This window comes from Inquilinus limosus MP06 (genome assembly GCF_000767795.1).
GTDB lineage: Bacteria > Pseudomonadota > Alphaproteobacteria > DSM-16000 > Inquilinaceae > Inquilinus > Inquilinus limosus_E.
Map to the genome: position 1 here is coordinate 1 of NZ_JANX01000100.1, position 14,922 is coordinate 14,922.

Consider the following 14,922-nt stretch of genomic DNA (forward strand, 5'->3'; position numbering starts at 1 on the left):
TGCACCTGCACGTCGATCACCAGCCGGTCGTTCTTCGGCACCAGCTCCAGGATCGGCGCGCCAGGCTGAATGACGCCGCCGAGCGTGTGGTACTTCAGGTTCACCACCACGCCGTCGACCGGCGCCAGGATGCGGGTGCGGCCGACCACGTCGCCGGCGGAGCGCAGCTTCTCGTCCAGCTGCGCCAGCTCCTTCTGGGTGTTCGCGCGCTCCTCTGCGATCTTGTCGCGGAAGTCGCTGTCCAGCGCCAACATCCGCATCTGGCTTTCGCCGATCAGCTGCTGGGCCTTGGCGATCGAGGAGGTGTCGGCCGCCTTCTGGCCGGCGATCTGGGCCTGGGTGCGCTGCAGCGCCAGCAGCCGGGGCCGCTCATACAGCCCCTTCTGCACCAGCGGCGCGACGCCGTTGATCTCCTGCTGGATCAGCTCGAGCTGGGTGTCGGCCGAGGTGATCTGGGCCTTCAGCCCCTCGATGTCGGAGCGGCTCTGCTCGACGCGCTGCTGCAGCACCGATTTCTGGCCGTTGATCGACTCGCGGCGGGAGGTGAACTGCTCCTGCTGCGCCTGCACCAGGGCCGCGGCGCCGGGGCTCTTCGCCGCCTCGTCCAGCACTTCGGCCGGCATGGTGATCGCCGGCGCGCCGGACTGCTCGGCGTCGAGCCGGGCCAGGGCCGCCATGTCCGCCAGGCGCTGCATGCGCACGGAATCATAGGTCGCCAGGTCGCGCGTGGCGTCCAGCACCAGCAGCGTGTCGCCGGCCTTGACCTCGGTGCCGTCCTTGACCAGCAGCTCGCGGATGATGCCGCCCTCGAGATGCTGCACCGTACGCCGGTTGCCCTCGGGGCTGACGACGCCGTTGGCGATCGCGGCGCTGGCCAGCGGGGAGACGGCGGCCCAGGCGCCGAAGCCGAACACGAAGACGCCGATCACGACGCCGCCGATCAGGCTCAGGCGGTTCAGGCCGTACGCGTTGCGCTTCAGCGTCTCGGCGGTGTCATCCGGCAGAGCGGGCAGGCGGTTGCTGAGGACGGCTGGCGGCAGTGGCTGTCCAGGCTCCTGAGGCGTGAGCGACATTTTCAGTTCCCTTTGGCGCCGGCGTGGTGTCGGCGGCACGTGGTCCAGCGATGCGGGCCAGAACCTCGGCCCGCGGTCCAAGCAAGGCGATCTCGCCGTCGCGCATCACCAGGAGGCGGTCGGCATCGGCCAGGATCTGCGGCCGGTGGGCGACGATGATCACGGTCGTGCCCTTGGCCTTCAGCCCGGCGATCGTGCCCATCAGCGCGGCCTCGCCATCCGCGTCGAGGTTGGAGTTCGGCTCGTCCAGCACCACCAGCTTGGGCTGGCCGAACACGGCGCGGGCCAGGCCGACGCGCTGGCGCTGGCCGCCCGACAGCGGCACGCCGCCGTCGCCGATCGGGGTGTCGTAGCCCTGCGGCAGCCGCACGATCATGTCGTGCACGCCGGCCAGCTCGGCCGCCGCCACCACCTGCTCGGAGTCGACCTTGCCCATGCGGGCGATGTTCTCGGCCACCGTACCGGGGAAGATGTCGACCACCTGCGGCAGGTAGCCGAGATGCGGCCCCAGCGTCTCGGGCGACCATTGCCCGAGATCGGCGCCGTCGAGGCGGACCGCGCCGTCGGTCGGCGGGTAGATGCCGCACAGCAGGCGGCACAGCGTGCTCTTGCCCGAGGCGGAAGGGCCGACCATGCCCAGCACCTCGCCGGCCGCGATCTCGAAGCTGACGCGCTTGATGATCGGCGTCTTGCCCTGCGGCGCGACGAAGACCAGCTTGTCGATCTGCACCTTGCCCGACGGCGGCGGCAGGGTCAGCCCGTCCTTGCGCTTCGGCAGGGCGGTCAGGATCTTCTCGATCGATTCATAGGACTGGCGGGCGCTGATGAACTGGCGCCAGGAGCTGATCGCCTGCTCGACCGGGGCCAGGGCGCGGGACAGCAGCATCGAGCCGGCGATCATGCCGCCCGAGGTCAGCTCGCCATGCAGCAGCAGATAGGCGCCGACGCCCATCACGAAGCTCTGCACGAAGATGCGGACGAATTTCGAGGAACCGCCGATGACCGCCGACCGGTCGGAGCTGCGCTCCTGCCCCTGCAGCGCCGCCTCGGCGTCCTTGCGCCAGCGGCCCATCAGCGCCGGCAGCATGCCCATGGCGCGGACGGTCTCGGCGCTGCGGATGGCGCCCTCGGCCTGGCGCTGGGCCACGACCTGCAGCTTGTTGGCGTCGGTGGTCGGGCCGCGCAGCATCTTCTCGTTGGTCAGCGCCAGGCCGAACAGGATGGCGGCGGAGACCAGCGCGGTGACACCCAGCGCCCAGTGCAGCAGGAACATGACGACAATGAAGACCGGCGCCCAGGGGGCGTCGAACAGCGGGCCGATCGACGGGCCGCCGATGAAGGCGCGGATCTGCGACAGGTCGCGCAGCGCCTGGCCGCCCACCGGCGCGCCCAGCACGGCGCCGTTCACCCCGGTCTCGACCAGGGTGCCGGCCAGCTTCCGCTCGAACCGGGTGCCGATCCGGGCCAGCAGCGCCGAGCGCAGCCCGTCGAGCCAGCCCAGGATGATGAAGGCGAAGGCGGCGATCAGGGTCAGGAACACCAGCGTCTCGACATGGGCGCTGCCCAGCACACGGTCGAACAGCTGGTAGGAATAGAGCGGCGACACCATCACCAGCAGGTTGATGACGAAGCTGAACCCGCCCGCCACCAGGAACCACGGCCTGACCGACAAAAGGGCCTGGCGGGCGGCGCTCGGCGGTGTCACATCTGTCTTCGCCATAATGTCTTTTCCCCTCGTCGGCCTGCCTGGCGCCACCGCCCTGTGACCGACTTTATATACCGTCGTATACTGATCGAGAAGCAGACCGCCCCGCTACCGGAAAGCGAACTGGGTCCCCCTGAGGACGCGTAATTGAATAATTCATTCCTGACTTTGTAACTGTGTCACAGGCAACACCTATTGTCCCGACAGATTCAGCGAGGGGCATGGCAAAATTCTGACGATTTCGCGACTGATCCTTCTCGCTTGGCGCCGGGCCCGGATGGAGTCTAGGATGGCCTCGCATGGAACAAAGAAGCAACTCCGCCCAGATGGACTCCCTGGCCCGGCTGCAGACGGCGCAGGTCACGCGCGGGGTGCGCCGCTGGCTCGCCGCCGCCGGCCAGGCCAGCGTGGCGGAGTTCGGGCTGCCCGACGGCCGCCGCGCCGATGTCTTCGCGGTCGACGGGGCCGGCGGCATCATCCTGGTCGAGGTCAAGGTCTCGGTCGCCGATTTCCGCGGCGACCGCAAGTGGCAGAACTACGCCGCCTATTGCGACCGGTTCTGCTTCGCCGTGCCGGAGGATTTCCCGCAGGAGCTGATCGGGCCGGAATGCGGGCTGATCGTCGCCGACGGCTTCGACGCCGTGCTGCTGCGGCCGCCGCCGGAGCACCGCCTGCCGCCGCCCCGGCGCAAGGCGCTGGTGCTGGAGTTCGGCCGGGTCGCGGCGCAGCGCCTGCACCTCATGGAGGATGAGGGCGCGCTGGTCGGCTGGCGCGGCACCGGCGCGATCTGACCCGGCTGCATCCGGCCTGTTGCATCAGACCCTGGCGTCGGGGGCTCGCCTGCGGCGGATGCCTCGTCAGGGCGCGCGGCGGGGCCTGCGGCCGCCGGCCTTCGGGGCGGTGGTGCTGGCCCGCAGCAGCAGCTGGTTCGGCAGCGTCGTCCTGAGCGGCGGGGCGGCGGCATCGCGGTCCAGCAGCATCAACAGGATCTCCGCGGCCTGGCCCGAGCTCGGCCGTCGGCTGCCGCAGCGTGGCCAGGGGGGGCTCGCAGAAGGCGCCGACCGGGACGCCGTCGAAGCCCAGGACCGACAGGTCGCCGGGCACCGCCACGCCCTGCGGCCGCACCGTGCTCATGAAGGCGATGGCGGCGTCGTCCCAGCAGGCGATGGCCGCGGTGGGGCGCGGCGCCAGCGCCAGCCAGGCCCGAGCGGCGTCGACGCCGCTCTCGAAACCGTCCTGGAACGCATGGCCGCCGCCATGGCGGACCACCGCCCGGTCGGGCAGGCCGGCGGCTGCCAGCGCCTCGGCCAGCCCCCCGAACCGCTCGGCCTCGTGATAGCTGCCGGCCGGCCCGGCGATATAGAAGAACGACCGGTGGCCCAGGCCGATCAGCTGCAGCACCGCCTCGCGCATGGCCTTGCGGTCATCGGCGATCACGCTCGGAATCCCGGCCGCGCTGCGGTCCTGCAGCACCGACACGATCGGGATGCCGGCATTGACGAGCGACCGCCGGCCATGGGGCGGCAGCTCCGCGGCGCCGATCAGGATCGCGCCGCGGACGATGCCGCCGACCGCGAGGTCGGGAATGTGCTGCTCCTCTGCCGGGGTACGATTGCGGCCGGCGATCAGAAGGTTGAAGCCGTTGTCCGAGAGGGTCGCGGCGACGCTCTGCAGCACCTCGGGGACGACCTGAGAGGCGCCGTTGGCGATCGCGGGCTCCGACAGCACCGCCATGATGATGTTGGACGCGCCGACCCGCAGATTCCGGGCGGCGGCATTGGGGACGTAGCCGAGCTGCTCGGCTGCCGCCAGGATCCGGCGGCGTGTCGCCTCGTTGACCCGGCCGGGACGGGCGAGGGCGCGGCTGACGGTCGAGGTGGCGACGCCCGCCAGCCGTGCGACGTCGCGCATGAGAGGACTGAAAGCCTCACGACCCATCGGGCGCTTGCCCATAGTCCTATACACTCTTTCCTGCCGCCATCCCTCGCCGCGATGACAGAGCGTCGTCGCGGCGAGGCCGGCAGCCAAATGGCTGATCGAAAGCCTCCATTAGACCCGCTAAAAAGCGGTTGAAAAGCAGGGTAACGTTGCCATCGTGCGGCAATCGATTGCCGCCTCGCGTCGCCTGGCTCGGGCAGGGCATCGAGAATGTCTCCCGCAGCGCGTTCGACGACACGCTCACCGGCGACAACCGGCTGCATGCAGCCCCGGCAACGACATGCTGAAGGGTTGCGCGGCAACGACAGCTTCGCCTGTGCCGCGATCGGCAACAGCACCGTGGCGGCGGCCGGCAAGAACTAGATCGTCGACTTCGCCCCGGGCGACAAGATCGACCTGTCGGCGATCGACGCCACGGCCGCCAGGGCGTCCATCTCGAGACCACCGGCGACAAGGTGCCGGACGCGATCATCACGGTCTATGCCGACCACGCCCTGACGGCGGAGGATCTCGTGCTGCAATGGTCCTCGGCCGGCGCTCCCTCTCGGAGCGCCTGGCATCTCATATCTGATGTTTATCAAATAACAATCAAATACAATAATTCGGGACCGGCTCGGCCGACGCCGCCTTTTCCGGGAGTTCTTCGCTCCGGGCCGAAGGTTCCAAAATTTCCGAAGGGGACGAAAAAAACTTCTTGCCGCCTTCTCGGTTTTTGCCGATGAATTGTCGCGATAGGGGATTCCATCCTATCTGCTTGGCACTTTTATTGCGTCCTCCATTTCCGAGGAGCGGATTTCCGCGCATACGCCACCTGCGCCGGTGGGACCGAACCAATCATACCATTGCGAGAGAGCACAGGGCTGCGTCCGCCTCCGGCGAAGCGCGGACCTGGTCCTGCGCTGACCTCGAAGGAGGGGACATATCATGGCTGTCATCAACGGAACCGCCGGTGATGATCTGTTCGACGGCTTGAATTCCGCCGATACCTATAACGGCTTGGCCGGCAACGACACGGTGTCCTACGAGACCTCGTCGGCCGCCGTGAACGTCAATCTCCTGGCCGGCACGGGATCCGGGGGCTTTGCCGCCGGCGATGCGTATAACAGCATCGAGAACGTGAACGGCAGCGCGTTCGCCGACACCCTGATCGGCGATGCCAACGCCAACATCCTGCGGGGCTTCGACGGCAACGACAACCTCCAGGGTGGGGGCGGGGACGACGTCCTGCGCGGCATCAACGGCGACGACATCCTTGCCGGAGGCGTCGGAAACGACATCCTGGACGGTGGCGTGGGCACGGACGCGCTCGACGGCGGCGACGGCATCGACACCGCCTTCTACGGCAACGCGGCCGCGGCCGTCGCGGTCGATCTGCAGACCGGGGCCGGCCGGGGCGGCGACGGCGACGACACCCTGACCAATGTCGAGAACGTCACGGGCAGCGCCTTCGACGACAATCTCCGCGGCAACGCGCTGGTGAATGTGCTGGCGGGCGGCGACGGCGCCGACCAGCTGCACGGCTTCGAGGGCGACGACACCCTGCAGGGCGGAGCGGGAACCGATACCCTCAACGGCGACCAGGGCAACGACACTCTCGGCGGCGGCGCCGGCGACGACATCCTGCAGGGGCTCGATGGCGCCGACGCGCTCGATGGCGGCGACGGCATCGACACGGCGTATTACGCGAATTCGGCAGCCGGGGTCAGGATCGACCTGACCAGCGGCACCGGCGAGGGCGGCGACGCCGAGGGCGACACGCTGACCAACATCGAGAACCTCACCGGCTCGGGCTTCGACGACCGCCTGACCGGCGATGGCGGCGCCAATTCGTTCGCCGGCGGTGACGGCGGCGACGTGCTCCGCGGCGAGGGCGGCAACGACGTCCTCAGCGGCGATCTCGGCGACGACCGGATCACTGGCGGCTCGGGCGCCGACGTGATCGATGGCGGCGACGGCATCGACATAGCCGAATACGACTTTTCGGCCACGGCAGTGACCATCAACCTGGCGACCGGCACCACCTCGGGCGGCGACGCCGAGGGCGACACGCTGACGGGGATCGAGGATCTCGCCGGCTCGGCCTTCGATGACGTCCTGACCGGCGATGACGGCGCCAATGCGCTCGTCGGCAACGACGGCAACGACACGCTCGCCGGCGGTGCCGGCAACGACACGTTCTTCGGTGATGCCGGCAACGACACGCTCTACGGCGATGCCGGCAACGACAGCTTTTTTGGCAGCGTCGGCGACGATCAGATCGATGGTGGCGACGGCGACGACTTCCTCGCGGGGGAAGATGGGGCCGACGTCATCGACGGCGGTGCCGGTATCGACACGGCCGACTACGGCGCATCAGCCGCGGGGGTGGCGGTCAACCTGGCGGACGGCACCGCCTCGGGCGGTGACGCCGAGGGCGACATGCTCACCAACATCGAGAACCTCATCGGCTCGGCCTTCGACGACACGCTGATCGGCGACGGAGACGCGAACACGCTCACCGGCGGCGCCGGGGACGACATCCTCGGCGGCTTCGCAGGCGCCGATGTCCTCGACGGCGGCGACGGCATCGACCGGGCGACCTATTCGGCCTCGGCAGCGGGGGTCACGGTCGACCTCTCGGCCGGCACCGCCTCGGGCGGCGACGCCGAGGGCGACACGCTCAGCAGCATCGAGAACCTCACCGGCTCCGCCTTCACCGACCATCTCTACGGCAGCGCCGACGCCAATGTGATCGACGGCGGCGCCGGCGACGACACGCTCCGCGGCGGGGCGGGGGCGGACCAGCTGATCGGCGGCGACGGGTCGGACTTCGCCAACTACCAGGGCTCGGCCGCGGGTGTGACGATCGACCTGCTGGCCAGTACCGCCTCGGGCGGCGATGCGGATGGCGACGTCCTGACCGGCATCGAGAACCTCTACGGTTCCAGCAACGACGACCATCTGACCGGCGACAACGGCCGCAACATCATCGGCGGCGAACTGGGCGACGACACCATCATCGGCAATGGCGGCGACGACAGCCTATCGGGCGAGGCGGGCGACGACAATCTCGACGGCGGCGACGGCAACGACCGGCTCGTCGGCGGCGCCGGCATCGACACCATCCATGGCGGCGTGGGCAACGACTCGGTCGATGCCGGCAGCGAGAATGACGTGGTCTTCGGCGAGACCGGCGACGACACGGTCACCGGCGGCGCCGGCAACGACCAGATCGACGGCGGCGACGGCCACGACTTCATCGAGGCCGGGGCCGGCGCCGACACCATCGCCGGCGGGGCCGGGGTGGACACCGCCAGCTACGCGGGATCGGGGTCCGGGGTGACGGTCGACCTCGCAGGCGGCACCGGCACCGGCGGCGACGCCGCGGGCGACACCCTGACCGGGATCGAGCAGGTGATGGGCTCCGCCTTCGCCGACAATCTCGGCGGCGATCTCGGCGCCAACACCCTCTGGGGCGGGGGCGGGGACGACCAGCTCGCCGGCTTCGGCGGGGCGGATCTGCTCAAGGGCGGCGCCGGCAACGACACCTTCATCTATGCCGATGTGGACGACAGCACCGTGGCGGCCAGCGGCAAGGACACGATCGCCGATTTCACCGCGGGCGACCGGATCGACCTGTCCCGGATCGACGCCGACGCCAGCGCGACGAACGGCGACACCGCCTTCACCTTCGGCACCGGTGGCTTCACCGGCACGGCGGGCGAGCTGCGGGTTGTGGATTTCGGCGATGGCCGCCAGGGCGTCTATCTCGACATCAATGGCGACAAGAGCCCGGATTCGATCATCACCGTCCTCTCCGACCACGCCCTGACGGCGGCGGATTTCGTGCTGTAGCGTTCCCAGGGGCCGGGCGTCACGGGCGCCCGGCCCTCCGGTTTCGTGCAAACACAATGTTCGTTGCCGGCCGGCCGCGTATCGTTCATGATACGTTCTATGAATGAGGCGCAGCGGACTTTCCGTTGATGCAATCGCGGCTGGCGCGCTCGGTGCGGCTGTCGATCGCGATGACCGAGCGGATCCGGGCCGACTACCTGCTGCGCAAGGAAAAGCGGATCGCGTCGGGCGAGCAGGAGCGGCGGCGGGCGAAGCGCGAGCAGGTGGCCGAGATCGCGGTGAAGGCGATCGCCAGACCGGCGGAGCCGGAAGACGCCGAGTGCGTCCGGTCGCCGGTGTGGGAGAAGCTCGCCGAGGACGAGATCCTGGACGTGCGGCTGGACCTGCTGTCGCCGGAGGAATTCGTGCGCGAGGTGAGCCGGAAGATTGGCTTCCCGCCCGACCCGTCCTGGCTGCCGCCGGGATGGGCGGATGAGGCGGTGACCGTCGAGGTCGTGGCGGAGACCGCCGAGCCCGAGCCAGCGGAGGATCGGCCTCGCCCGCTCGACGACTCTGCCGCTGGGCTGCCCCTGTCGCCGCCGTCGAAACCGGACAGCAGTTGATCGCTGCGTCGCCTCCCTTCACCGTCGTTGCGAGGAGGCGCAGCCGACGAGGCAATCCATCGATCCGCTCATGCTGCTGCATGGATTGCTTTGCTGCGCTCGCAATGACGGTGTGGGTTGCAGAGTCAGATGCCAGGACCAGATAGTTTTGCCTTTCCTGCTTGCGGGAGAGGTCGGAGGCGCTTGTGCCTCTGGGTGAGGGGGCGAGGCCGGGGCGGGACGCGTCCGGCTGCGCCCGGGCGGCGATAGGACGGGAATAACAATCCGGTATGCGTTCGGGTGGTTCCCGTCGCGCACAATTCCATGTATGTCGTGGGGTCGCCTCGGGCCGAGTCGTCCAGCCTGCAACCCCGAATCAGAGTGGCGCTATGCTGAGAACCCGTCCTCGCAATCTTGTCCTCGGTGCCCTGGCCGGCCTCGCCGTGGCCGCCGGTGTCGCCGTGCCGGGAACGGCCTCGGCGCAGAATGTGCAGTACATCTCCTCCAGCCGCGACTGGCACGCCTTCCAGTTCACCGAGAACGGCGGCAAGGCCTGCTACATCGCCTCGAAGCCGACCAAGGCCGAGCCGGCCAATGTCCGCCATGGCGACGTGTTCATCCTGGTCACCAACCGGCCGGCGGAGAAGCAGAAGAACGTCGTCAGCCTGCAGGTCGGCTACACGCTGAAGCAGGGCGCCGACGTCACCGCCACCATCGGCGGCAAGAACTTCCAGCTGTTCACCGACGGCAACACCGCCTGGTCGCGCGATGCGGCGGCGGACGATGCGCTGGTTGCGGCGATGAAGGGCGGGTCGACCATGACGGTCAAGGCCACCTCCTCGCGCGGCACCGGCACCAACTACACCTTCTCCCTCGCCGGCATCTCGGCGGCGCTGGGCGAGATCGCCAAGGCCTGCGGCGCCTGACCGCAGCGTCCCCGGCGGTCGCCAGGCCGCCGCTGTTGATGTAAAACGGCCCGGCCCCTTCCGGATGGGAGGGGCCATCGCCATTTCTGGGCCTTCCGGAGGTCCCATGGGTATCGAAACGCACGCCACCACCTTCGCGCCGCCCGCGCCCCGCGCCGACGGCCGTATCAACCTGGTCGGCCTCGACCGAGCCGAGCTGGCGGAGACGCTGGCGACCTTGGGCGAGCCGGCGTTCCGCGCGCGCCAGCTGTTCGGCTGGATGTACAAGCGCGGCGCCACCGATTTCCAGGCGATGAGCGACCTGGCCAAGGGCCTGCGCGCCAAGCTGGCGGACGGCTTCGCCCTCGACCGGCTGCAGGTGGTGCGGCAGCAGGACTCGTTCGACGGCACCAAGAAGTGGCTGGCCCGGATGGAAGACGGGCAGGAGATCGAATCCGTGCACATCCCGGAGGAGGATCGCGGCACGCTCTGCGTCTCCTCCCAGGTCGGATGCACCCTGACCTGCAAGTTCTGCCACACCGGCACCCAGCGCCTGGTCCGCAACCTCGAAGCCTCGGAGATCGTCGGCCAGGTCATGCTGGCCCGCGACATCCTGGAGGATTGGGGGCGGGAAGGGGATGACCGCCGGCTCACCAACATCGTCATGATGGGCATGGGCGAGCCCCTCTACAATTTCGAGAACGTCAAGCGTGCGCTGAAGCTGGTGATGGACCCGGAGGGCATCGCCCTGTCGCGCCGCCGCATCACGCTCTCGACCGCCGGCGTGGTGCCGATGATGAAGCGCTGCGGCGAGGAGCTGGGCGTGAACCTGGCGGTGTCGCTGCACGCCGTGACCGACGAGCTGCGCGACCAGATCGTGCCGATCAACAGGAAGTACCCGGTCAAGGAGCTCTTGGACGCCTGCCGCGAATACCCCGGCGTCAACAATGCCCGGCGCATCACCTTCGAATACGTGATGCTGAAGGACGTCAACGACACCCCGGCCGATGCGCGCCAACTGGTGCGCATCCTCAAGGGCATCCCAGCGAAGATGAACCTGATTCCCTTCAACCCCTGGCCGGGCGCGCCCTTCGAATGCTCGACGCCGGAGGCGATCGACCGCTTCGCCGACATCCTGATGGAGGCCGGCTATGCCAGCCCGATCCGGACGCCGCGCGGCAGCGACATCCTCGCCGCCTGCGGCCAGCTGAAGTCGGACAGCGTGCGCCAGCGCGCCTCGGCCCGTGCTGCCGCCCCGGCTGCCGCGGCCGCCGTCCACTGATCCGCCGCGCATGACCCTCGCCGAATTCTTCCAGACCCCGGGCGCCTGGGCGCTGCTCTTCGCCCTGCTGGCGATGCCGGCCCTGGCCCGCATGCTGGCCCGGGCCGGCCTGGCCCGCGGCTGGGCGCTCCTGGCCCTGGTGCCGCATGTCGGCGTCATGCTGGTCTTCGCCGTGCTGCTGTTCCGGCGCTGGCCGTCGATCCTGGCGCTGGGGGAGGGCAAGCGGTGAGCGACGTGCTCGAGGCCCTGTCCCGGATCTATGGCCCCGGCTGGATGGGGGACCTGCCGCATTGGGGCACCAACCTGGTCATCGGCATCTACATCGTGCTGCTGATGAGCTTCGCCGCCTATGCGCTGGTCAAGGCGCGGGTGACGCCGCTGTGGTCGATCCTGCTGCTGGTGCCCTATCTCGACGTCATCGTGCTCTGGGTCATCGCCTTCATCCGCTGGCCGCGCATCGACGGGCAGCGGCCGCACATCGTGCACCGGGGATGAGGCGCCGGCGCCTCGGCCTGGCTCTCGCGCCGGCCCTGGCTTGGCTTTTCCTCTCGTCCCATGCCTTTGCCGCCGAGACCGACATCCGCGGCTGGAACGGCCTGACCTGGGGCATGACCGCGCAGCAGGTCGACGCCGCCCTGCCGCAGGCCGTGCCCCTGTCGCCGCCCTGGGACTTCGGCCCGCTCTATGCCGAGCGCATGGTGCGGGACGTGGTGGTCGGCGGCATCGCCTTCGACCTGGTGCCGGAGCTGGCGCGGCAGGACGGGCGGCTGGTCCAGATCCTGTTCGAGCGGCGCTCGCCGATCCCCGGGCCGTCGGAGCTGCAATCCTTCGTCAACGACCTGCACGCCCGGCTGGGGCCGCCGGCCGAGAGCTGCGTCGTCGAGTCCGGCCTGGTGACGCGGCTGTGGCGCTTCCCCTCGGCCCAGGTGGCGCTGACCGCGGTCGACTTCTCCGCCGACGGCAGCCGCGGCCGGCTGCAGCGCCTCCTGCTGCGCTACACCGCCGCCGATCGCGCGCCGCGGTCGCCCTGCGAACGGAACAAACCCGGATCATGAACGCGATGGCAACGGAATCGCTTCATTCCGCGGCGATCGGGGTCTAGGGTCGAGGCTCTATCGAACGCCCGTGATTCCCTCTCCGCCCCACCGGGAGCCAAGAGCATGAGTGATTCCACCGACTACGTGCCGCCGAAGGTCTGGACCTGGGACAAGGCGAGCGGCGGCCAGTTCGCCAGCATCAACCGCCCGATCGCCGGGCCGACGCATGACAAGGACCTGCCGGTCGGCCGCCACCCGTTCCAGCTCTACTCGCTGGCGACGCCGAACGGCCAGAAGGTCACGATCCTGTTCGAGGAGCTGCTGGCCGCCGGCCACAGCGGCGCCGAATACGACGCCTGGCCGATCCGCATCGGCGACGGCGACCAGTTCGGCAGCGGTTTCGTCGATGCCAACCCGAACTCGAAGATCCCGGCGCTGGTCGACCGCAGCGGCCCGGCCCCGGTGCGGGTGTTCGAATCCGGCGCCATCCTGATGCATCTGGCCGAGAAGTTCGGGGCGTTCCTGCCGGAATCCGGCCCGGCCCGCGCCGAGACGCTGTCCTGGCTGTTCTGGCAGATGGGCAGTGCCCCCTTCCTCGGCGGCGGCTTCGGCCACTTCTTCGTCTATGCCCCGGTGAAGATCGAATACGCGATCAACCGCTATTCGATGGAGGCCAAGCGCCTGTTCGACGTGCTCGACCGGCGGCTGGGCGAGAGCGAGTACGTGGCCGGCGGCGACTACACCATCGCCGACATGGCCTGCTGGCCCTGGTTCGGCGGCCTGGCGCTCGGCCGGTCCTACACCCGCGCCGACGAGTTCCTCGACCTGGCGAGCTACAGGAACGTGCAGCGCTGGGCCAAGGCGATCGACGCCCGGCCGGCGGTGAAGCGCGGCCGCATCGTCAACCGGCTGTCCGGCGATCCGTCCGAGCAGCTGCATGAGCGCCACGACGCCAGCGACTTCGAGACCCGGACCCAGGACAAGCTGGCGGCCCGGGGCTGAGCCGCGGGGTAGGGGAGGCCCAAAAAGGAAGCGCCCCGCCGTGAAGGCGGGGCGCGGTCCCGTAAAGGCCTGTCGGATCAGACGAAGGTGAAGTCCGATGCCGTCAGGTGCAGCGCGGCGAGATCGTCCACGCTGTGCACATTGCTCAGCTCGGCGAACACGTCCGCATGGTTGGCCGAGGTGACATAGGCCAGGTTCGCGGTGCCGGTCTTGCTGTCGTAGTAGGCGATGATGTCGCCGGCGGCCTCGCCGGAGATGCCCTGCGCGGCAGCGGAGCCCGAGGCGAAGCTCTGGTCGGTGACCACGACCACATGCTCGCCATTCGCGCCCGAGGCCGCACCGCTGTAGAAGGTGTCGACCGCGCTGCCCGACCCGCCGCTGGCGTGGTTGACGAAGTTCGCGCCGGCGCCGTCGGTGCCGATGCCCTTCGCGTCGAAGGCGAACTTGTCGTGCGCCGCGTCGAAGTCGGTGACGGTGGTGAAGCCCTGGATCGAGCCGAACTTCGGATCGTGGAAACGGAACAGGAAGGTGTCGTCGCCGGCGCCGCCGGTCAGATAGTCCCTGCCGTCGCCGCTGATGAGGGTGTCGTTGCCGGAGTCGCCGTAGAGCTTATCATTGCCCTCGCCGACATCGGTGCGCGGCGTGTTGCGGCCGTTGTCGCCGGCGAGGACGTCGTCGCCCAGGCCGCCATGGAGGGCATCGTTGCCCTCGCTGCCGAAGAGATGGTCGTTGCCGGCGCCGCCATAGAGATGGTCGATGTTCTGGCCGCCGAAGATGAAGTCGTTACCGTCGTCACCGTAGAGGGTGTCGTTGCCCTGGTCGCCGTTGATGTGGTCCTCGCCGCTGCCGCCGCGGACGGTGTCGTCGCCGAGATTGCCCGTGAGGATATCGTTGCCGTCGTCGCCGCGGATCAGATCGTTGCCCGAGCCGCCGTCGATGTTGTCGAGGCCGCCGCCACCCTTGGCGACGTCGTTGCCTTCGCCTGCCAGGATCGTGTCGTTGCCCAGATCACCATTGATCCGGTCATTGCCCCAGGGATCGATGATCAGATCGTCACCGGTGCCACCGACAAGGATGTCGTCGCCCAGTCCGCCCAGGATAGGATTTGGCATGACTGATTACTCCTTTATGCGGGAAACCTTATGCCCTAAGGCATAATACTCAGAATCGTGACCGTTGCATGAATCATCACAAGATTTCCCTTGTGTCTACACTCAGGGTTCGCTGTGGAAGCTGATGGAAATGCCGGGAGCATTTTGTGAATGAACGATTAAAATCCTGTATGCCGCAGGAGACATAGCCTCGGGAGCATCGAAATCAAATCTGCCTAAAATTTGATCTCTGAAAATGTCGGGTATTGCGGTTCAAATTTGTCACAGTCGAATCTTAAAGATCTGCTGCGTGGTTTGACGATTCGGCACTGAAATCAGAATCAGCGCTGAGATAGAGGATTCGGGAAGGCCGGGCGTTTCGAAATCTGTGCCCACCGGTGCCGGGGCCCGGGCGGCGCCGGCGCGGCGACCGGCCATCGCCGCCCGGGCCGGCGATCCCGCCCCGACGGCCTC

General features: G+C 68.7%; 15 protein-coding genes. 9 read left to right on the top strand and 6 right to left on the bottom strand.

Annotated features, from left to right (window positions below):
- Positions 1 to 1,073: HlyD family type I secretion periplasmic adaptor subunit (locus tag P409_RS10775; protein ID WP_034835359.1), on the bottom strand; the 1,073-nt coding region annotated here is incomplete at its 3' end.
- The gene (locus tag P409_RS10780; protein ID WP_052120364.1) at positions 994 to 2,793 is read right to left on the bottom strand and encodes a type I secretion system permease/ATPase; all 1,800 of its coding nucleotides are present in this window, start codon (positions 2,791 to 2,793) and stop codon (positions 994 to 996) included. The genes P409_RS10775 and P409_RS10780, both read right to left, overlap by 80 nt.
- Before the next feature lie 284 nt (positions 2,794 to 3,077).
- Between P409_RS10780 and P409_RS10785 the strand changes: the two genes are divergently transcribed.
- Positions 3,078 to 3,569, top strand: coding sequence for an MmcB family DNA repair protein (locus P409_RS10785; RefSeq protein WP_238578645.1), 492 nt, complete (start codon positions 3,078 to 3,080; stop codon positions 3,567 to 3,569).
- Here the strand turns inward: P409_RS10785 and P409_RS10790 are convergent.
- Both P409_RS10790 and P409_RS38810 read right to left on the bottom strand, forming a co-directional pair.
- A complete protein-coding gene (locus P409_RS10790) occupies positions 3,517 to 4,689 on the bottom strand; it encodes a LacI family DNA-binding transcriptional regulator (RefSeq protein WP_202964631.1) in 1,173 nt (390 codons plus the stop codon). The genes P409_RS10785 and P409_RS10790 overlap by 53 nt on opposite strands.
- Positions 4,690 to 5,075: 386 nt before the next feature.
- The gene (locus tag P409_RS38810; RefSeq protein WP_161790374.1) at positions 5,076 to 5,237 is read right to left on the bottom strand and encodes a hypothetical protein; all 162 of its coding nucleotides are present in this window, start codon (positions 5,235 to 5,237) and stop codon (positions 5,076 to 5,078) included.
- A gap of 403 nt (positions 5,238 to 5,640) precedes the next feature.
- Between P409_RS38810 and P409_RS10795 the strand changes: the two genes are divergently transcribed.
- From P409_RS10795 to yghU, 8 genes are all read left to right on the top strand, one after another.
- Positions 5,641 to 8,550, top strand: a complete 2,910-nt coding sequence (locus tag P409_RS10795; protein WP_052120366.1) for a beta strand repeat-containing protein — start codon at positions 5,641 to 5,643, stop codon at positions 8,548 to 8,550.
- A 128-nt stretch (positions 8,551 to 8,678) separates the two neighbouring features.
- The gene (locus P409_RS10800) at positions 8,679 to 9,152 is read left to right on the top strand and encodes a hypothetical protein (protein WP_152613324.1); all 474 of its coding nucleotides are present in this window, start codon (positions 8,679 to 8,681) and stop codon (positions 9,150 to 9,152) included.
- Positions 9,153 to 9,520: 368 nt separating this feature from the next.
- The gene (locus tag P409_RS10805; protein ID WP_052120368.1) at positions 9,521 to 10,057 is read left to right on the top strand and encodes an invasion associated locus B family protein; all 537 of its coding nucleotides are present in this window, start codon (positions 9,521 to 9,523) and stop codon (positions 10,055 to 10,057) included.
- Between the two features lie 106 nt (positions 10,058 to 10,163).
- Positions 10,164 to 11,318 (top strand): 23S rRNA (adenine(2503)-C(2))-methyltransferase RlmN, encoded by a 1,155-nt coding sequence (gene rlmN / locus P409_RS10810; protein ID WP_034835367.1) that lies wholly within the window; start codon positions 10,164 to 10,166, stop codon positions 11,316 to 11,318.
- 10 nt (positions 11,319 to 11,328) lie between these two features.
- Complete coding sequence (locus tag P409_RS10815) at positions 11,329 to 11,547, top strand: hypothetical protein (protein WP_152613325.1); 219 nt, start codon at positions 11,329 to 11,331, stop codon at positions 11,545 to 11,547.
- Entirely contained in the window at positions 11,544 to 11,813 is a 270-nt protein-coding gene (locus P409_RS10820) for a hypothetical protein (protein ID WP_034835370.1), read from the top strand. The genes P409_RS10815 and P409_RS10820 overlap by 4 nt, the downstream gene beginning before the upstream one ends.
- Positions 11,810 to 12,373, top strand: coding sequence for a hypothetical protein (locus P409_RS10825; RefSeq protein WP_034835372.1), 564 nt, complete (start codon positions 11,810 to 11,812; stop codon positions 12,371 to 12,373). The genes P409_RS10820 and P409_RS10825 overlap by 4 nt, the downstream gene beginning before the upstream one ends.
- 105 nt (positions 12,374 to 12,478) lie before the next feature.
- The gene (yghU, locus tag P409_RS10830; RefSeq protein WP_034835374.1) at positions 12,479 to 13,357 is read left to right on the top strand and encodes a glutathione-dependent disulfide-bond oxidoreductase; all 879 of its coding nucleotides are present in this window, start codon (positions 12,479 to 12,481) and stop codon (positions 13,355 to 13,357) included.
- A gap of 77 nt (positions 13,358 to 13,434) precedes the next feature.
- On the opposite strand, the gene P409_RS10835 is transcribed toward yghU, so the two are convergent.
- Positions 13,435 to 14,469 (bottom strand): calcium-binding protein, encoded by a 1,035-nt coding sequence (locus P409_RS10835; RefSeq protein ID WP_081991418.1) that lies wholly within the window; start codon positions 14,467 to 14,469, stop codon positions 13,435 to 13,437.
- A 261-nt stretch (positions 14,470 to 14,730) separates the two neighbouring features.
- Positions 14,731 to 14,922 (bottom strand): hypothetical protein (locus tag P409_RS40680; protein ID WP_238578646.1); only part of this gene is annotated, 192 nt, incomplete at its 5' end.